Source organism: Clostridium thermopalmarium DSM 5974 (assembly GCF_002995795.1).
Classification (GTDB): Bacteria; Bacillota; Clostridia; order Clostridiales; family Clostridiaceae; genus Clostridium_H; species Clostridium_H thermopalmarium.
Genome location: NZ_PVXN01000053.1, coordinates 64425 through 83468, shown reverse-complemented (window position 1 = coordinate 83468; position 19044 = coordinate 64425). Strand labels below are relative to the sequence as shown.

The following is a 19044-nucleotide window of genomic DNA, read 5'->3' as shown; positions in this document are numbered from 1 at the left end:
ACGTTTATATTATTATTATCTTCAATTTTATTATTAAATATACATAAAAAATATAAACTTTATCAAATAACATTTTTAAAGTACATTTAAGAGTATTTAGACTTTGGGAAACCTTCTCTATACTTTCCTCTTGTCTGAAGCCCTCCAATGCCATCTGCCCCTGTTATAGTGTTTTGTATAGCTTCATGTATAGATACTACTTTGTCTATATTGGTATAAGCTACCCTTTCACAGATAAATACAGGATCTAAACAGTGTATCAGTATCCTATTGGGAGAACTTGCAAAATTAGCACCTGCATCTAGTATAGCTTCATAGCAAGATTGGCATGCCCCTGCAAATATAACTAAATCATCATAATTAGGTTCATAATTTCTAAGCTGAGTTACAGTATCAACAAAATATCTTGAATTTTTATAATTATCAAGGTTCATATAATCTTCTGCACCCTTTAAAATAGCATCATGACCAGTTAATACTACTATATCAGGCCTTAGCTGTCTAACAAGCTCTGGAACACGGATTGGTTGTTCTGCCTCTGGGATCACATGTCCAACTGCTTCCACAGATAACTGTTTATAGGTTTTTAAGCATACATCTAAATATTCAGAATCTCCATCAACATGAAGTACTCTTCCTGGTCTTCCGAAAAGCATTGAGGGTATATGTTCTTTATTTTTTTTTTGATTCTTAGATTTCCCCCTAGTTTCTTCTATTTCTCCTCTATACTTTTTTTCAACACCTCTATTCATCAATATCTTTTTTATACAATTATTAACCTTTTTATTAAATGCAGCTTCTTTTTTACTCATATTCTCTCCGCCTGCTAATTCCAAATCATCCTCTGGAGAATCAGCTATTATTCTCATATTTATGCCTTTAAGTACATAAATAACTCCATATTCATTATGCTTTATATCTATTATTTTAAAAGTAATATCTTTTCCATAAGATCTTCTTACTACAGCATCTCCTATTTCCAAACTATCATCCCCAATACTACAACTTATATTTCATAGTATGCCAAAGGGATAATGAAGGTGACTATAATAAAATGCCAAGCATTTTTATTATGACTTTTGTTTAAGATCATTATAAAAGCCTGCCCTTGTTGCAAAAATATATGGTCTAAGCCAGATGTACCCTATTCCTAAAGTTAAAATAGACAAAATATGCCACCCTATAAAACTTAAATTTAATAATAATAACCTATATTTATGCCCTCTCATCATTTCTTTACTATAATTTATGCAATCCATAACTGAAGCATCTCTAATATCATTATGAATATAAAATGCTAAAGCATATCTTAGAACTATAAGTTCAACAATTATAAAAGCAATTATAAATAACACCACCATAATAATCAGTATTTCTCTTCGTGCATTCCAATGCATCTGTTCTAGCTCTGTTAAACCAGAATAGCTTGAAAAGGATCCTATTATTGTAATAAGTCCTATTGAAATAATCGGTATAAAAACTATTATAGTCCAAATAATATTAAATATCCCTATAACCAGCTGAATAAGAAAATTCTTTCCAAAGTACTTGAATCCAGAAAATAGATTTTCAATTTGAGGATTTTCATTTCTAGTTAGATTTAAGAAGAAGCTGTTAAGTCCATAAGTAATAGTTCCTCCTAATAACAAGCTTACAAGAAAATCTAATCTTAGCATTATAGAAGATGTTCCTATTCCTTCTGATAGAAAATCTAAATTAATAAGACTTGAAAATAGACCTTTACTAAAAACATCTGATATAGTGGAAATTCTTGCATAAATAGAAAGACCTTCTGTTATTATAGCTGCAATTAAGCATACTAATATAGCTATTCCCCATCTTCCTTTAAGGCTTTGCAAACCTTCTTTTTTTAGCTCATATATATTTTTATATTTCATTATTAGTTAGGCTTTTTATCAGAATCATTTTTTCTGATTTTTATCGCCTTCCCTCCTATCTAAAATTAATTTATTCAGACATATACTAGTATATTTTTCACTTTTTATCAAATTATTATAATAAAGCCATATAAGTATATATACTTATATGGCCTTATTACAAAAAAATCTCTTCTATCATAAATCCTCTTTCTGATTATAAACTTTCTTAAACTCATCTATAAATTTCATATACTGCTCTTGCTCAGAAATTAGAGCTTCTATTTTCTTATTAAATGTATTTGTAGCCCAGTTAACCTCATTGTAATAATATCTATTTCCTAGTCTCCAGAAACGTTGAGGAAATAGTAAAAAGGCAAACAATACCCTATACTCGTCCTTACTTAAAGGACTAACTTCATTGTAAGCATCAATAATAAGATTTGCGCAATTAATATCCCATTCTCTTCTTTTAAGAACCTTTGTCATAAAGTTTGAAATATCATAAGCTCTTACCTCTCTCTTACAATAATCAAAGTCTATTATATTTACATTGTTATCTTTATCTATTATTATATTGTGATAAGTATAATCATGATGACAAAAACTCTTTTCTTCATCCGTAACTTTGCATATCTCCATGTAATTAGAATCATTTAAAACCTTTATTGCCCTTTTCCCAAGTTCCTTATAGAATTCAACATTCTTTACATAATTAACGTCAAACTCTCCTTTCCTACTTCTTTTTCTTGACATATCTCTCATCTTATCTAAGGCTTTAACTCTTTTTTCCATGAGATGAGGCCATCTCCCAAGATCTGTTTTTAACTTGCTATTTTCTGGAGGATCATATCCTTTTGAAGCTATGTGCATATTCGCTAGAGCCTTAGCTGCAATAACTATATCATCATCATTATGAAAGTCACATTCTCTTCCCTCAATCCATTCTGATAAAGTGTATATATCTTCATTTACAAGAGCATAAGGCTCTCCCTCAATGTTTAAATTGTACTTATCCACACGGGTAAATCCATTATTTATTAAATGCTCTTTTGCCCCGTATACAAAGCAAAGTTTTTGAATACCATAATTTATTCTCTTAAGACACTTAGCTCCTTTATTTGTTTTTAAAAAATATACCCCTTTATTGGGCTTTATACTTTCGATTCTAATATCAAATTGTCTTTCAATTTCAAACTCCCTCATCATTGTTATCGCCTCCCTATAAATTTATATGACTAAAATTACATATTTAGAATTGTTTTTAATAAATACTATTCAATGGATAATAATATAAATAATTCCACAGACTTTGAAATATATCCTTTTATATAAAGTATTTATTAAAGTATTTATTAACACTTTTTACTTAGCTCTAATATACTAAACTGTAGCTATTATTTTTTGAAGGGATGCTTTATGAAAATAGGAATAGATTCAAGAGCTGCAAATTGGTATAGAGGAACAGGTATAGGTACTTATACCTATCAATTAATCAATTCTTTAAATAAAATAGACCTTTTCAACGAATATTTGCTTTTTATGCCTAAGGATAGCAATTGTGATATTAAATTTAATAATAATTATAAAATAAGAAATATATCACAAGATATGAAAGGAACTTTTTGGGACGAAGTTAACATTCCTAATATATTGAAAAGCAAAGATATGGATTTATACCACGTTCCTCAAAATGGTATAGGTCTTCCTAAAGAAAAAACTTGTCCTTTTATAATAACACTTCATGACATTATACCTTATAAAATGCCTGAGACTGTTGGAGAAGCATACTTAGAAATATTTCTTAGAGAAATGCCTAGCATAATTTCAAAATGTGATGGAATAATCACAGTATCTAATTACTCAAAAAAAGACATATTAAACGCCTTTGATTTCCCAGAAGATAAAATATTTGTTACTCACTTAGCCAATGAAGATATATATATTCCTCTTGATAAAAAGCAATGCAAAGATTTTATGAAAAAAAACTATTTTATAGAAGATGATTACGTTTTATACGTAGGTGGTTTTAGCCCTCGGAAAAATATTGTAGGATTGATTCAAGCATTTAGTAAACTACACAATAAACTAAAAAATAGCAACCTAAAGCTAGTTATAGTTGGGAAACAGGGCAAATCCTATAGCTTATATAAGAAGACTGCTGATGATTTGCACATATCTGATAAGGTTATTTTTCCTGGATTTATCCCCTTAGAACATATGCCAATCTTTTATAACGCTTGTGAATTTTTTGTATACCCTTCTTTTTATGAAGGATTTGGTCTTCCACCTATAGAAGCTATGGCTTGCGGTGTTCCAATAATAGCTTCAAACTTGACCTCTATTCCTGAAGTTGTAGGAGATGCTGGCATCCTTATAAATCCTTATGATATAGATGAATTATATGAGTCTATGTACAAAGTTCTTGAAGATAAACACCTTAGAAATAACCTTATTGATAAATCTTTAAAAAGAAGCTCTGAGTTTAGCTGGGTAAAAACTGCTGAAAACACGCTAAAAGCATACAAAAATATAATAAAAATTTAAAATAAGCTATGAAGCAATTTATTTTAAAATTGAAAATTGACGATGGAGAGTCTCCATCGTCAATTTTCAATTTGCGTACCGAAGTTCTTATATATTTGTGTTTCTTATTCTTTCCACAATCTTTGGCATAACATCAATTACATAGTCTATTTCTTCTTCTGTGGTTTTTGCGCCCATAGTAAATCTAACTGAGCTTCTCGCCATATCTTCTGGCAAACCTAGGCTTAATAATACATGAGAAGGTTCTAAAGATCCTGCTGTACACGCACTTCCTGCGGATGCAAAAATGCCCATTTCATCTAAAGCCATAAGCATTGTTCCTCCATTTACATCCTTAAAGCTTATATTTACGTTTCCTGGAAGCCTCTTTTCTCCAATAGGGCCGTTTAACTTAGAATTAGGAATTTTAAGAAGACCATCAATAAGCTTATCTCTTAAATGAGTTAATCTAACTCTTTCCTTTTCAAGACTTTCTGAGGCTAATTCTATTGCCTTGCCTAGTCCTACAATTCCTGGCACATTTTCTGTTCCACTTCTTCTAGCCCTTTCCTGAGATCCTCCATGTATTAGATTATGTATCTTTGTTCCTTTTCTTATATAAAGTGCTCCTACGCCCTTTGGTCCGTAAAACTTATGTGCAGACATGGATAATAAATCTATGTTTAGCTCATTTACATCAATAGGAACTGAACCTACTGCCTGTACCCCATCTGTATGAAATATTATATTTTTTTCTCTACATATCTTTCCTATTTCTTTTATTGGTTGAATACTGCCAACTTCATTGTTTCCAAACATTATTGATACCAAAATAGTATCTTTTGTTATGGCGTTCTTTAAATCTTCTATTTTTATAATACCTTCTTCATCTACTGGTAAATATGTAACCTTGAACCCCTGTTCTTCTAAATATTTGCAAGAATTTAAAATTGCATGGTGTTCTATTTTTGTTGTTATTATATGATTCCCTTTATCCCTGTTCCTAAAGACTACTCCTTTAATTGCCCAGTTATCAGCCTCTGTACCTCCTGAAGTAAAGAATATCTCTTCTCTACTTCCATTTATCGCCTTAGCAGTTCTTATTTTGGCATCATACACAGCCTTTTTAACTTCTCTTGACATAGAGTGAATGGATGAAGGGTTACCAAAATGTTCAGTAAGATATGGCATCATTTCCTTCAACACTTCTTCTTTTATAAATGTGGTTGATGCATAATCTAAATAGATATTTTTGCTCATGTTATTTATAAAGGCTGCATACATGCAGCCTTTATTTCTCCCCTTTCCTTTTATATTATAAAACTTCTCTTATCATTATAACAAAGGTAGGTCCTATCATCATATAATAGATTTAAATTCTTGCTTAATTTATAATCTGATAAGTTCTGTGTTTTCTAGTGCTTCTTCAACTAATTTATCCACATCTAAAGCTTCTTCAGATTTCTTCAAGAAATGAACTTTTGGCTTTGTTTTTGGATGCTTTGGTACAAATATTGTACAGCAGTCCTCATATGGAAGTATAGATGTTTCATAGGTGCCTATTTCTTTTGCTATATCCATAATATCTTCTTTATCCATGGATATAAGCGGTCTAAATACTGGTCTATCTGCAACTTCAGTGCTTGCAACTAAGCCTTCCATAGTTTGGCTCGCTACCTGTCCTATGCTTTCTCCAGTTGTAACTGATTGAATTTCATTTTTCTCAGCTAACTTACAAGCTAATCTCATCATAAACCTTCTCATTATTATAGTCAATTCATCTTCAGGACATTTGTTTATAATAGCCATTTGTATATTGGTAAAAGGTACAACGTATAAGTTTATATTTCCAGTATAGCCCTTTAATATCTTTGCTAAATCCTTTACCTTCTCTTTTGCTCTCTCACTAGTATAAGGAGGACTGTGGAAATAAACACAACTTAATTCTACCCCTCTTCTTGCCATCATATACCCTGCTACAGGGGAATCTATACCCCCTGACAACATAAGCATAGTTTTTCCATTTGTTTTATAAGGCATACCGCCTACAGCCTTTATCCTTCTTGAGGTTGAGTAAATATATGCTTTTTCTCTTATCTCCACATTTATTACTACTCCAGGATTATGAACATCTACTTCTAAATCTTTACTATTTCTTAATATATATGCTCCAACTTTCCTACTAGCCTCCATAGAATTCATAGGGAACTTTTTATTTGCTCTTTTTGTTTCCACCTTAAAAGTAGCAGGATTTACTTCTCTGATTTCTCTTAAAGCCTCCTCACTGATTGCCTCAAGATTTGCATCTACTTCTGTAACTAAATCAAGCTCCTTTATTCCAAAAACCTTTCTTACTCTTTCAATGACTTCTTCTAAATTCTCAGAATATAAAAGCCATCTGTTTTGATCAATGCTGAATTCATAATCAAGTCCTTTTAAAGCTCTTTTTATGTTTGTTAACAACTTTTGCTCAAAGCTCTTTTTATTTAATCCTTTTAAAAATATTTCGGATGCATATTTTATCAAAATTAATTTTCTCATTTTCTTAATCTCCTTAGAAAATTCAAAGATTTCTTTAGTACTTCTATTACATAATCTACTTCTTTTTTAGAATTATATTCACTAAAGCTAAATCTTATAGTTCCTTCCATTTCTTCTTCCGTAAGACCAATAGCTTCTAAAGAATGACTTCTTTCATGCAATCTTGATGAACATGCAGAACCAGTAGATACATATATTCCTTCATTTTCTAGGGCATGAAGAAGTACTTCTCCTCTAACACCCTTGAAAGATACGCTCAATATATATGGAGAGAACTTTGCTCCTTTACTGTTTATTCTTATATCATCTATATCTTTAAGCTTATCTATAAAATACTGCTTTACTTCCTGAACCTTGTGAAAATTTTCCTTCAAGTTTTTAGCCTTTTTATCCGCTGCAACAGCAAATCCAGCAATAGCAGGAAGATTTTCCGTTCCACTTCTAAGCTTTCTCTCCTGTCCTCCACCGTATATCAAAGGCTTTGGATTAAGGCCTTTTTTTATGTAAGCTGCTCCTATTCCTTTAGGTCCATGTATTTTATGTCCACTAATAGATAGTAAATCTATATTATCTCTTTTAACATCTATATCAAGCTTTCCATAACTTTGAATAGCATCTACATGAAATTTTGCTCTACTGCTCTTTTCTTTTATAATCTTTCCAATAGTATTAATATCTTGAATTATCCCTATTTCATTATTTACATGCATAATACTTACTAAAACAGTATCTTTGGTTATGCTGTTAGCTAACTCATCAAGCTTTATACTTCCACTACTATCTGTATTCAGATAAGTAACTCTTACTCCTTGGTTTTCTAGTTCTTTGAAGGTATTGAGTACACTAGGATGTTCTATTGAGGAAGTTATCATATGGACACCCTTCTTTGCAAATCCACCTATTAAAAAGTTATTGCTTTCACTTCCTCCAGAAGTAAAAATAATTTCATCTTTAGTACAATTTAAAGTTTTTGCAATTATTTCTCTGGCCTCATTTAGCTTTTTTTCTCCCCTTATTCCATGAATATGTGCAGAAGAAGGATTTCCATAATAGTTTTTCATTGCATCAACCATAGTCTCTATAACCTCATCATAAGGTTTTGTAGTAGCGCTATTATCCATATAGACTTCTATTTTTTCAACCACTCACCAACACCTCCTCTTAAAAATATTCACAAAACTTAATTAAAACTTTCCCCAACTGAGGAAAGTTTTATGCATTAATTTTATTATATTTTATAAACAGCTTTCTATTCTCCAAATACAGGCTCTGAAAGATACCTTAAACCTGTGTCAGGCAATAATACTACTATATTTTTACCTTTGTTCTCTTCTCTTTGCGCTAATACTTTAGCTGCATGAACTGCTGCTCCTGAAGATATTCCTACAAATAATCCTTCTGTTCTTACAAGCTCTCTAGTAGCTTCAAATGCATCTTCATTGCTAACCTTTATTATTTCATCTATTACCTCTATATTTAAAACTTCTGGCACAAATCCAGCACCAATTCCTTGAATCTTATGTGGACCTGGCTTTCCACCTGATAATACTGGTGAATCCATTGGTTCTACAGCCACAATTTTAATATTAGGATTCTTTTGTTTTAGCACTTCACCTACTCCTGTTATAGTTCCGCCTGTTCCAACTCCAGCAACGAATATATCTACCTTTCCTTCTGAATCTCTCCAAATCTCTTCTGCTGTAGTTTTTCTATGAATATCAGCATTTGCTGGGTTAGCAAATTGTTGAGGAATAAATGAATTTGGAGTGTTTTTAGCTATTTCTTCAGCCTTCGCAATAGCTCCCTTCATTCCTTCAGCTGCAGGAGTTAATACAAGCTCTGCTCCATAAGCCTTTAGAACTTTTCTTCTTTCAATACTCATGGATTCTGGCATTGTTATGATTAATTTATATCCCTTTGCAGCTGCTGTTAATGCTAGTCCTACTCCTGTATTACCACTTGTAGGTTCAATTATTACTGTATCCTTATTTATAATTCCCTTTTCTTCAGCATCTACTATCATAGCATAACCAACTCTATCTTTAACGCTGCCTGCTGGATTAAAGTATTCTAGCTTTGCAATTATATTAGCTTGTAAGTCATTTATTTTATCATAGTTGACAAGCTCCATCATAGGTGTATTTCCTATTAACTCAGTTAAATTTCTTGCTATTTTCATGAGAATCCCTCCTTATAATTTAAACACATAAACATCTTGTAATTTATATATAAAACATATATCCTTCACTATTTGAATTATTATATTCCCATACTAAATCTTCTAAGCTTATAGAATCTACTATTTTATCGATACTTTCATTAATCTTATTCCATACAGTTTCTTTTATACACATTGCAACTTTATCACCATTTTCTTCTTCTGATACAATATGAAGTTCACCTTCAAGAACTCTCAAAATATTTCCTACACTTATATATTTTGCTGGCTTGCTCAGCATATATCCTCCTTGAGGTCCTTTTATGCTTTTTACCAAGTCATTTTTTCTGAGTACAGAGAAAATTTGCTCAAGATATCTCTCAGATATATTTTGTCTTTCAGATATGCTCTTTAAAGTTATGCTGCTTTCACTGCTAGAATAAAGAGCTAAATCTACCATAGCCTTTAGTCCGTATCTTCCTTTAGTAGATATTTTCATATAAACACTCCTTAACCCGATTAAAACTACTGGTTTAATAGGATTATATTACAAATTCATTTTTTTGTCAATAAAAAAAGTTTAGGCTAATATTAGATATTAACCTAAACTTATGTTTTTATTCTGCTAATTATATTATAATTCAAGATAACAAAGTTCTAAACTTTTCTAAAAACTCTTCTCTATCATTTTTAAAATTATTCTTTTTTATTAATTTTTCTAAAAAGGTATCATAATCCCATTCCTTTGTTCTTGTATAATATGCCTTAGATATATTGTAAAAATCCTGTGGAAATACTAACATTCCATATAAAACCTCTAATTCCCTCTTATCTATATCGTTACTCTCACAATAATTTTCAATTATTCTATTAGCATTCTCAATATCATAAGCCGAAAATTTTTCCACCTTATTTATAAAGTTGCATAGATCATGAATTTTTAAATCTATTATAGAATAGTCAAAGTCTACAAAATATGCCTTTTCATCTTTAATTAATATATTATGATGAGCTAAATCATGATGACATAATACTACTTTATCTTCTTCGCTGCACAACTTATAGAAATTAGATTTTTCTAAAATTTTTATGCTTTCCTCTATTTGCTTTTTATAGTAATCAATATTCTCTAAAAATATATTATCAAATTCTGTTTTATCCTCTCCTAAAATAGCTATATTTTTAAATAACTCCATCTCTTCAAGTTTTCTTTTAAAACTATTTATGGTGTTTCCGCAAGCATATCTAGCTTTATTTTTATATCTAAATCCCTCGCTGGCTTTATGAAGTTCTCCAAGACCACGTGATGCTATATTTACATCTATAGGATTAGTATACTCGCTTTCTCTAGCCTCTATTAAATCCATAACAGTATAAATATGCTTCTTCCAAACAACATAAGCTTTTCCTTCCTTTGTCAGTTCATAGTTAAACACCCTATCAAAGAAACGCTTTTTTATATAATCTACTCCCTGTTGTATAAATTCTAAATCTTCTATTCCATAGTTAAGTCGTTTAAGAATCTTATTTCCTTTATTAGTAATTAATATAAAAACCTTTCGAACTGGAATTACATCTTCAACAATAAAATTATAATTTTTAAAAATGTCTATATTTAAATCATATTGTATTAAAGCTTTTTTATCCTTAAATCTAATATTCTCTAACATTCTCCCCACCCCCTATATTAAGCTCATAAAAGCCTCCTCAACTAATTTATGAAGCTTAGCTTCATACTTATCCCTATTTTTCATTTTATTTTTTTTATTATACTTAATGCAGTATTTCATAAACTCACTAGGATAGGATATTACTGCTTTTATAAAGTTTTCACTTCTTGAATCCAAGCCCTCTATCTTACAAAACTCCTTCACTAAATTTTCATAGTCTAAATCTAATCCTTTTTTTATTAATCTAAGTAAAAAATCTGCCCCATCAATTTCAACTAAATCATAAACACACTTGCTCAAATCATTAACCTCTATTTGCTCCCTCATCCTAAGATTGGCAAAGGAAGTATCTCCTATACAAATTTCATTTCTATCCATACTTCTTTTTATAAGTTCTAAATATCCATTTTCATATATCACTTTTATGCAATTCTCTGCTCTCTTTAAATACTCATCTCCATGATATAGCAAAAGCTTTTCAAAACTACTTAGTTCAGATTTTTTTTTTATGGATTCATATTGTCGTTTTACCTTTCTTATATATATTTTATATTGCTCTACCATTCTTCCTCTTTTATCTTCTAATCTGTACCCTATATAATTGTTGTACCCACTAATCTTTTTATGAAACTTACTTAATGTATGCATATGCTCTATTATGTCATCTTTATTAAGGGATTTTCTAAATAGATTATCATTTTGAAAATCTATTTGTTTAATTCCTTTTTCACTACAATATTTTAAAAAGGAATTATCATATAAGCTTATCATTAACTTCACTCCTATCTATCCTTCTTCATTTTTCTCATTAAATGACGTCTCTCCTTTTCTAGCTTTCTAAGCTTCTCCTGTTTTTTTCTCAGTTTTTTTAACATCTTAATATGCTGCTTCACTCTATCAACCTCTTTTTCATATTCATCTATATCAATATCCTGTAGATCGTATTCTAAAATTTCATATTTTTCATCCTTGCTCATTCTTATCCCCCCAAACTATTTTTTAATAATTAGGACAATGGATAATTTAACCACCTAATTTGGTTTCCCTAAATTGCTCTATTAATTCTTGTTTCTGCTCTCTGTCTTCAATATATTTTTCAAGTTTATTTATGAAAAACTCTTCTCCCCAAGGCTTTTGTTCCCAATAATACTGTATTCCTCTTTGCCAATAGTCTTGAGGGAATTCCATAAAAGCAGCCATTATTGGAATATCATCATCATATAGCTTATTTATTGAGTTATATACATCAAGTATTTCTATAACATTCTTCAAATCCCACTTTCCATATTTCATCCTTCTTATTAAAAGGCTTGATAAATCATGCAAATGCGTATCTAATATACAATAATCAAAATCTATTATATTAATCTGATTATCATTATCTATAAGAACGTTGTGATATGCATAGTCATGATGACAGAAGCTTCTATCTTTTATTTCTTTTTTCATACTTTCTACGTAACTGCTATTTATTAAATTTTTAATAGCCCTATCTGCCCTTTTTAGCTCATCATCCATAATCTCTAAATACATCTCATCAAATTCAGAAAGCTTTTCTTTCTTACTTATCCTATGCTTAAAGTCAAGAATTTCATTTTTTCTCGTTTTATATGTTTCTATCCACTTTAACCATCCTATTCTAGGCTTCATTTCCTTTGTAACATTAAAACCTCTGCTCTTTATGTGAAGTTCAGCTAGCTTCAGTGTAGCTTCTTTTATATCTAAAGGATTATCATAGTTGCAATGTCTTGCATTAACCCAAGGCGTTAAATAAGCATAACTGCCCTCAAGTTCTATATAATCCATTCCTTCCTGAGTTTTTATTATCTCAGGTATTTTATGAAATCCATTTTGTTGAAGATGCTTCATAGCGCTAAGAATAAAAAAGAAATGCCCAAATTCATACTTGATAACCTTAAGACAGAATTCTTTATTGGAAATGTTCAATTTATATATATTCTTCAAAGGTTCTATATTACTTACCCTAACTCCATACTCCTTTTCAACTATTGCTTTTACATCCTTTGCGTCCAAGGAACCTTCCTCCAAAATCTTTTTTCTCTTTCTAGTATATGAATAATTTTTTTAGTGTGTGAATAATAGTAAATATTGGATATGTATATCACATTTTCACCAATTGTTTAATATTAATACTATATAAGGATTATAAGGAGAGGATTTAATGAGAATAGCCATTGATGCTAGAGGTATCAATTGGTATGGAGGTACTGGAATTGGTACTTATACAGAAAATATCGTTAAAAACTTAATAGATTTATATAAAGATAATTATTATAGACTCTATTGGTCAGAGTTAAATTATGACGAATATAAAAGAGATAATACGGAAATAGTTATGACTTCTAAACGTCATACTAGATTTTTTGAACAAAATTATTTTTCTTATGACTTAATACGTGAGAATATAGATATTTATCACGTGCCTCAAAACGGCATTGGATTAAATATAGATGCTAAATGCAAAAAAGTGATTACTGTTCACGACTTAATACCTTACATTATGCCTGAAACCGTAGGACGCGGATATTTATTAAAATTCCTAAGAGAAGTGCCTAACATTATACAAAATGTTGATGGAATAATCACCGTGTCAGAATACTCAAAAAAAGATATACTAAGATTTTTCCCTATTGACCCAGATAAAATCTTCGTAACACCACTGGCTGCAGATAGTATATACAAGCCTTTAGATAAGAATAACTGCAAGAAATTTTTAGCAAAAAAATATAATATCACTAAACCTTTCATTTTATATATAGGTGGATTTAGTGCTCGAAAAAATGTAAGGGCATTAATAAATTCCTTTTTAAGAGCTCTACCTAATCTAGAGGAGAAAAACTACACTCTAGTAATAGGAGGTGCAAAAAAAGATTTGGGAGAGTACCTAAGCAATTCTTACTCTCATCTAGCTTCTAAGATAATATTTACTGGATTTATACCTAAAGAAGAACTTCCTATTTTTTATAATTCCTGTGATGCTTTTGTATATCCATCTCTATATGAAGGTTTCGGACTTCCACCTCTAGAGGCAATGAGCTGTGGTGCCCCTGTTATTACTTCAAATATTACATCAATACCTGAAATAGTAGAAGACAGCGCTATACTAATCAATCCTTATAACGAAGATGAACTCAAAAAGTCTTTAGAAAAAGTGCTTAATGATGGAAAGCTAAGAGAAATTTTAAGAGAAAAAGGTTTAAAACAAGCTTCAAAATTCTCTTGGAAAAAAACTGCTGAAAATACCTTTAAGGCCTATGAAAAAATCTGCAATAGATAAATATAATTTAAATAATCCCGCTGTTTGCAACAAGCTGCAATTAGCGGGATTATTTGTGTTTATTTAAACTTTTCTACTATCCTCTTGCAAAATTTTCATTTCCCTTTTCATCAAATCTTTCTTTCCACATCTTTTCAGCATAAGGGGCAAATTCATTTGCTACTTGTTCTATTTTTTTCTTATATTCCTCATCATGGAGCATAATTTCTCCACCTAAGTCTGTTGGCTTAGCCCCTACCTTTTCACATACTTCCCTTACTACATTAGGATTATCTATCATCATGCAAGGTCTTAGCATGTTTTTGTTATATGGTTGTCTATGTCTTAATTCTTTAAAGAAAGGATCCCTAAACACATCTATAAGATGTTTTCCTTTAAGATTCTGTGTTGCAAAATGAGCAAATATACAAGGTTCGCAATCCTCATGAGCATTTACATGGAAGAAATACTTTCCTGCTATGCATCCTCCAACAAAAGGTGCATCATTAAAGAAATCTATTGTGAAATACGGCTTAGTCTTTCTTATTTCATGGGTTCTTTCTCCAAGATAAATTCTTTGCTCTGGAGTCAGCATTAAGTCAAAATCTGGTTTCTCACACCCAACAGGCATGAATAGGAAGTACCAGTTCATTTTTGCGCCCTTTTCTATCAATTTATCTACAAACTCATCAGCTAATACAGAGTCAATGTTTTCCCTTGTAACAGCAGTAGATACACCGAATAATATACCTCTTTCTTTTAAAAGATCCATAGCATGCATAACTTTTTTATAAGTACCTTTTCCTCTTCTTGCATCTGTAAATTCCTCTTCACCTTCTACAGAAAGCATAGGTATTACATTTCCTAATTCCTGGAGCCTATCTGCTATTTGTTCATCTATCATAGTACCATTAGTAAATGGTGTGAAAATCATATCGTCATACTTTTCATATATATCAAGTAGTTCCTTATAAAAGAAAGGCTCTCCACCTAAAACTATAATATAGTAGATACCAAGGTCTCTAGCTTCACCTATTATTCTATCTACTTCTTCTATAGGTATTTTAGGTAAATTCATCATATCTGTAGCATAACAGCCTTTACATCTCAAATTGCACTGCATAGTAGGGCTTATAAGCATTGTAAAAGGTATTTTGGTATCCTCCTCAAAAAGATACTTAGATCTCTTAGAGCCAGCATACCAGTTCGCATTTGCAAAAAAATTAGTAAAAAACTTTTTTAGACACTTCTTATTAGTGTCTTTTAATATACTTTCCACTAATTTACGAGTAGCAGGCTGCATATCATAATACTTGTGAACAGCCTCAATCTGAGCTAGCTGTCCCTTATCTCTTGTAACCTTTTTTAATGTTTCAAAAATCTTATCTACATTTTTTTCTGGATCTTTGTCTATAATGTTTAATACAGTATTTACCACTTTTTGCTTAACGCTTTTCTCCAAGCTATCCTTTACTCCCATTGTCATTCCTCCTAATATAAACTAAAAACCCTAAGCCCTGATACAATAATTTATTCAATTTAGTACCATTATATTATAACTACACTAAAATTCAACAACTTGCTAATAAAAATTTACAAAATTTTAATAAACATACAATACAAAAAAATTATGGTGCATCTTCTTATGCGAAGGCACCAAGTAGGAACATTTCAATACTAACTTAGACGAGATACTGAATAATAATGGTATTAAAAATTTAATACTTGTGGAGCTGCAACAGATGTCTGTGGATTTGAAACCTGTAGTCACGCTTTCTCATTAAATTATAACTGCATTGTACCAATTGAAACTACAGCATCATTTAATGCCGAAAGAAAGAAAACTGGCCTTGAAATGCTCAGCTTTACATAAGGTAGTAAATTATTAACCTAATTCGCTTCTATTGTACCGTCTATATCTATGGTAACCTCGCTATAAGGAATATCCTTATTAACTTCCTTTAAGGCTTCTTTAACTATTATGCTTATCCCATTGCAACATGGAACGGACATTTTTACAACTTTAACACTTTTAATATTACTATTTTTAAAAATTTCTATTAGCTTTTTCTTATAAAATTCAGCATCGTCAAGTTTTGGACATCCTATTGTTGTAACATGGTCTTTTATAAAATCAATATGAAAGTCTTTATATGCATATGCAGTACAATCTGCAGCTATAAGCAAATGTGCATTTTCGAAAATTTGTGATGATGTTTTTATAAGTTTAAGCTGTATTGGCCAATGGCTTAATTCTGATTTATCACTATTTATATTTTCAGCTATCATAGATGGACACGCTGATATTCCCTTAAATATATCCTTATTTTTATTATTCATTTACTCTTCTCCTCTCATAAAGGTTTCTTCTTATCTATTGTGACTATAATCATATACTTGATTCAGTTTCTTAATTATACTAATATTATTGTATCTAATATGTAACTTATGTTACGAAACTTTATGTACAAAGGGGGATGTTCATGGAATATATTTATAACGCTTTAAAATCCTGCAGTTTATTTAGTGGATTCAATGAAGAAGAAGCTATATCAACGCTATCTAATACGAATTATAAAATTTCTTCCTATAAAAAAGGTGAAATTATAGCTTTAGAGGACGATCCAATTTCAAGCATCGGAATTGTTCTTGAAGGTACAATAGAGGTTCAAAAAAATTACCCTTCTGGTAAAACTGTCACCATAAATCGCATGGAAAAAGGAAATGTTTTTGGAGAGGCTATCATATTCTCAAATAAAAAGACATACCCTTCAACTATAGTATCCTCTAATGCAACAAAAATCCTATTTATACATGAGAATGATATACTTAAATTATGCAGCTCTAATTCAACATTTTTAAATAATTTTATGAAGGTATTATCTAATAGGATACTCACCTTAAGCAAAATATTAAGAGATTTATCTTATCAAACCATAAGGCAAAAAATATCTAGCTTCCTTTTGAATGAATATAAGAATAAGAAAAGTTTAACAATAACTCTTAATGGCTCAAGACAAGAAATGGCAGATCAATTTGGAACTACTAGACCTTCCTTATCGAGGGAACTTATAAAGATGAAAGAGGATGGACTTATAGATTTTGATAGAAAAACTATAACTATATTAGACATAGAAGCTTTAGAAGAAACACTCTTTTAGAATCATATAATAAAACAGTTTTATTTAGTTATAAAGCCTTTAAATTCTAAATTAATAATTTATGGAGTTAGAAAAGAGTGTAAAAATCCATTGATTTTTACACTCTTTAATATTTTTCTCTCTAATCTAAATTATTCTCCTAAGAATAATTTAATATCATCTTCTACTGTTCCAATTCCAGCAATACCAAAGTTATCAACTAAAACTTTAGCTACATTTGGTGATAAGAATGCTGGTAGAGTTGGTCCTAAATGAATGTTTTTAACTCCTAAGTGTAATAATGCAAGTAATACTATTACAGCCTTTTGTTCATACCATGCAATGTTAAATGAAATTGGTAATTCATTTATATCATCAAGTCCAAATACTTCTTTTAATTTAAGAGCTATTACTGCTAATGAGTATGAGTCGTTACATTGTCCAGCGTCTAGTACTCTTGGAATTCCACCGATATCTCCTAAATCAAGCTTATTGTATTTATATTTAGCACATCCTGCTGTAAGAATTACTGTGTCTTTTGGTAGAGCCTTAGCAAATTCTGTATAGTAGTTTCTGCTCTTAGCTCTTCCGTCGCATCCTGCCATTACGAAGAATCTTCTGATTGCTCCGCTCTTAACCGCTTCAACTACTTTGTCAGCTAAAGCTAATACTTGATTGTGAGCAAATCCACCTACTATTTCTCCCTTTTCTATCTCAGTTGGAGGAGCACACTTTTTAGCGTGTTCAATTATGATTGAGAAATCTTTTGGCTGACCATTTTCTCCATCTGGAATATGCTTTACTCCTGGGAATCCAGTTGAACCTGTAGTATATAATCTGTCCTTGTATGAATCCTTAGGTGGAACTATACAGTTTGTTGTCATTAGGATTGGTCCATTGAATTTTTCAAATTCTTCGTTTTGTTTCCACCATGCATTTCCATAGTTTCCTACAAAGTGTTTATACTTTTTGAATGCTGGATAATAGTTCGCAGGAAGCATTTCGCTGTGAGTATAAACATCTACTCCAGTTCCTTCTGTTTGCTTTAATAATTCTTCCATATCCTTTAAATCATGTCCACTAATTAAAATAGCTGGATTGTTTCTAACACCTATATTAACCTTTGTTATTTCTGGATTTCCATAAGTAGATGTATTAGCTTTGTCAAGTAGAGCCATAGCGTCTACACCAAACTTACCAGCTTCTAGAACTATTGCAACCATTTCATCAACACTTAGTTCTTTAGTTGTTGATACTAATGCTTTTTTCATGAAAGTGTATAAATTTTCATCTTCAAAGCCTAGATTATAGGCATGTTTAACATAAGCTGCCATACCCTTTATTCCATATGTTAATAGTTCTCTTAATGATCTTACATCTTCATTTTCTACTGCAAGAATTCCTACTGTTTTAGCTTTTTCCTCAAATTCTTCAAGAGTATCTCCAGTCCATAGAGCAGAATCATGAGTTATATCATCTATATTTACCCCATTTTCTATTAATGAAGCTTTGATTTCTTCTCTTAAAGCTAGTCCTTTTCTAATTCTTACATCGAAACCTTCTTTATCAAAATTAGCATTTGTGATTGTTGCAAATAATGCATCTACCATAAATTGATTTACTTTTTCATTTTTGATTCCAGCATCTATTGCCTTTAAATCATATAGGGCTATTCCCTTAAGTGTATATATTAATAAGTCTTGTAGATTAGCTACATCTGCAGTCTTTCCGCATACACCTTTTATTGTACAGCCTTTACATCCTGCAGTTTCTTGACATTGATAACAAAACATGTTCATATTTATACCTCCATTTTATTTGTATTTAAAATTACTTTTTATTTAATAATTTAAAA

Annotated in this window: 18 protein-coding genes and 1 pseudogene; 4 read left to right on the top strand and 15 right to left on the bottom strand. The window is 30.6% G+C overall.

The features are described from left to right. Nucleotides 1–86 precede the first annotated feature (86 nt). From yabG to CPAL_RS09425, 3 genes are all read right to left on the bottom strand, one after another. Nucleotides 87–983: a sporulation peptidase YabG gene (gene yabG / locus CPAL_RS09435; RefSeq protein WP_061858035.1), complete on the bottom strand. Its 897-nt coding sequence runs from the start codon at nucleotides 981–983 to the stop codon at nucleotides 87–89. 87 nt (nucleotides 984–1070) lie between these two features. Continuing rightward, nucleotides 1071–1898: a DUF975 family protein gene (locus CPAL_RS09430; RefSeq protein WP_061858036.1), complete on the bottom strand. Its 828-nt coding sequence runs from the start codon at nucleotides 1896–1898 to the stop codon at nucleotides 1071–1073. 177 nt (nucleotides 1899–2075) lie between these two features. Further along, nucleotides 2076–3086, bottom strand: coding sequence for a CotS family spore coat protein (locus tag CPAL_RS09425; RefSeq protein ID WP_061858037.1), 1011 nt, complete (start codon nucleotides 3084–3086; stop codon nucleotides 2076–2078). Between the two features lie 210 nt (nucleotides 3087–3296). On the opposite strand from CPAL_RS09425, the gene CPAL_RS09420 reads away from it, so the two are divergent. Next, complete coding sequence (locus CPAL_RS09420) at nucleotides 3297–4424, top strand: glycosyltransferase family 4 protein (RefSeq protein WP_061858038.1); 1128 nt, start codon at nucleotides 3297–3299, stop codon at nucleotides 4422–4424. Nucleotides 4425–4511: 87 nt separating this feature from the next. Here the strand turns inward: CPAL_RS09420 and nifS are convergent, their stop codons facing one another. From nifS to CPAL_RS09375, 9 genes are all read right to left on the bottom strand, one after another. Next, the gene (nifS, locus tag CPAL_RS09415) at nucleotides 4512–5663 is read right to left on the bottom strand and encodes a cysteine desulfurase NifS (RefSeq protein WP_106024594.1); all 1152 of its coding nucleotides are present in this window, start codon (nucleotides 5661–5663) and stop codon (nucleotides 4512–4514) included. Nucleotides 5664–5792: 129 nt separating this feature from the next. After that, nucleotides 5793–6944, bottom strand: coding sequence for a tRNA uracil 4-sulfurtransferase ThiI (gene thiI, locus CPAL_RS09410; RefSeq protein ID WP_061858039.1), 1152 nt, complete (start codon nucleotides 6942–6944; stop codon nucleotides 5793–5795). Then, a complete protein-coding gene (locus CPAL_RS09405) occupies nucleotides 6941–8077 on the bottom strand; it encodes a cysteine desulfurase family protein (RefSeq protein WP_106024593.1) in 1137 nt (378 codons plus the stop codon). Before CPAL_RS09405 ends, thiI begins: the two co-directional genes overlap by 4 nt. A gap of 116 nt (nucleotides 8078–8193) precedes the next feature. Next, entirely contained in the window at nucleotides 8194–9123 is a 930-nt protein-coding gene (gene cysK, locus CPAL_RS09400; protein ID WP_106024483.1) for a cysteine synthase A, read from the bottom strand. Nucleotides 9124–9166: 43 nt separating this feature from the next. After that, nucleotides 9167–9601: an RrF2 family transcriptional regulator gene (locus CPAL_RS09395; protein WP_061858041.1), complete on the bottom strand. Its 435-nt coding sequence runs from the start codon at nucleotides 9599–9601 to the stop codon at nucleotides 9167–9169. A 142-nt stretch (nucleotides 9602–9743) separates the two neighbouring features. After that, nucleotides 9744–10772 carry a CotS family spore coat protein gene (locus CPAL_RS09390; protein WP_165815312.1) on the bottom strand — a complete coding sequence of 343 codons (1029 nt, stop codon included), beginning with the start codon at nucleotides 10770–10772 and terminating at the stop codon, nucleotides 9744–9746. Nucleotides 10773–10784: 12 nt separating this feature from the next. Further along, entirely contained in the window at nucleotides 10785–11543 is a 759-nt protein-coding gene (locus tag CPAL_RS09385; RefSeq protein ID WP_061858043.1) for a hypothetical protein, read from the bottom strand. Between the two features lie 11 nt (nucleotides 11544–11554). After that, on the bottom strand, nucleotides 11555–11749 hold the full coding sequence (locus CPAL_RS09380; RefSeq protein ID WP_061858044.1) for a hypothetical protein: 195 nt from the start codon (nucleotides 11747–11749) through the stop codon (nucleotides 11555–11557). A 46-nt stretch (nucleotides 11750–11795) separates the two neighbouring features. Further along, nucleotides 11796–12806, bottom strand: a complete 1011-nt coding sequence (locus tag CPAL_RS09375; protein ID WP_061858045.1) for a CotS family spore coat protein — start codon at nucleotides 12804–12806, stop codon at nucleotides 11796–11798. A gap of 148 nt (nucleotides 12807–12954) precedes the next feature. Between CPAL_RS09375 and CPAL_RS09370 the strand changes: the two genes are divergently transcribed. Continuing rightward, on the top strand, nucleotides 12955–14070 hold the full coding sequence (locus tag CPAL_RS09370; RefSeq protein ID WP_061858046.1) for a glycosyltransferase family 4 protein: 1116 nt from the start codon (nucleotides 12955–12957) through the stop codon (nucleotides 14068–14070). 76 nt (nucleotides 14071–14146) lie between these two features. On the opposite strand, the gene CPAL_RS09365 is transcribed toward CPAL_RS09370, so the two are convergent. Continuing rightward, a complete protein-coding gene (locus tag CPAL_RS09365) occupies nucleotides 14147–15529 on the bottom strand; it encodes a radical SAM/SPASM domain-containing protein (protein ID WP_061858047.1) in 1383 nt (460 codons plus the stop codon). Between the two features lie 258 nt (nucleotides 15530–15787). On the opposite strand from CPAL_RS09365, the pseudogene CPAL_RS14260 reads away from it, so the two are divergent. Then, a pseudogene (locus CPAL_RS14260) lies at nucleotides 15788–15922 on the top strand (hypothetical protein); the annotation flags it as partial. Nucleotides 15923–15939: 17 nt separating this feature from the next. Here the strand turns inward: CPAL_RS14260 and CPAL_RS09355 are convergent. Then, on the bottom strand, nucleotides 15940–16389 hold the full coding sequence (locus CPAL_RS09355; RefSeq protein ID WP_061858048.1) for a hypothetical protein: 450 nt from the start codon (nucleotides 16387–16389) through the stop codon (nucleotides 15940–15942). 143 nt (nucleotides 16390–16532) lie between these two features. Between CPAL_RS09355 and CPAL_RS09350 the strand changes: the two genes are divergently transcribed. After that, nucleotides 16533–17210 (top strand): Crp/Fnr family transcriptional regulator, encoded by a 678-nt coding sequence (locus CPAL_RS09350; protein WP_061858049.1) that lies wholly within the window; start codon nucleotides 16533–16535, stop codon nucleotides 17208–17210. A 131-nt stretch (nucleotides 17211–17341) separates the two neighbouring features. Here the strand turns inward: CPAL_RS09350 and hcp are convergent, their stop codons facing one another. Then, on the bottom strand, nucleotides 17342–18988 hold the full coding sequence (gene hcp / locus CPAL_RS09345; protein ID WP_106024481.1) for a hydroxylamine reductase: 1647 nt from the start codon (nucleotides 18986–18988) through the stop codon (nucleotides 17342–17344). Nucleotides 18989–19044: the final 56 nt, after the last annotated feature.

Coding starts and splice junctions, on each gene's coding strand:
- CPAL_RS09420 (WP_061858038.1), top strand. CDS start 3,297: ATGAAAATAGGAATAGATTCAAGAGCTGCAAATTGGTATAGAGGAACA.
- CPAL_RS09380 (WP_061858044.1), bottom strand. CDS start 11,749: ATGAGCAAGGATGAAAAATATGAAATTTTAGAATACGATCTACAGGAT.
- CPAL_RS09430 (WP_061858036.1), bottom strand. CDS start 1,898: ATGAAATATAAAAATATATATGAGCTAAAAAAAGAAGGTTTGCAAAGC.
- CPAL_RS09385 (WP_061858043.1), bottom strand. CDS start 11,543: ATGATAAGCTTATATGATAATTCCTTTTTAAAATATTGTAGTGAAAAA.
- CPAL_RS09355 (WP_061858048.1), bottom strand. CDS start 16,389: ATGAATAATAAAAATAAGGATATATTTAAGGGAATATCAGCGTGTCCA.
- CPAL_RS09425 (WP_061858037.1), bottom strand. CDS start 3,086: ATGATGAGGGAGTTTGAAATTGAAAGACAATTTGATATTAGAATCGAA.
- hcp (WP_106024481.1), bottom strand. CDS start 18,988: ATGAACATGTTTTGTTATCAATGTCAAGAAACTGCAGGATGTAAAGGC.
- CPAL_RS09370 (WP_061858046.1), top strand. CDS start 12,955: ATGAGAATAGCCATTGATGCTAGAGGTATCAATTGGTATGGAGGTACT.
- CPAL_RS09350 (WP_061858049.1), top strand. CDS start 16,533: ATGGAATATATTTATAACGCTTTAAAATCCTGCAGTTTATTTAGTGGA.
- thiI (WP_061858039.1), bottom strand. CDS start 6,944: ATGAGAAAATTAATTTTGATAAAATATGCATCCGAAATATTTTTAAAA.
- nifS (WP_106024594.1), bottom strand. CDS start 5,663: ATGAGCAAAAATATCTATTTAGATTATGCATCAACCACATTTATAAAA.
- cysK (WP_106024483.1), bottom strand. CDS start 9,123: ATGAAAATAGCAAGAAATTTAACTGAGTTAATAGGAAATACACCTATG.
- CPAL_RS09395 (WP_061858041.1), bottom strand. CDS start 9,601: ATGAAAATATCTACTAAAGGAAGATACGGACTAAAGGCTATGGTAGAT.
- CPAL_RS09390 (WP_165815312.1), bottom strand. CDS start 10,772: ATGTTAGAGAATATTAGATTTAAGGATAAAAAAGCTTTAATACAATAT.
- CPAL_RS09365 (WP_061858047.1), bottom strand. CDS start 15,529: ATGGGAGTAAAGGATAGCTTGGAGAAAAGCGTTAAGCAAAAAGTGGTA.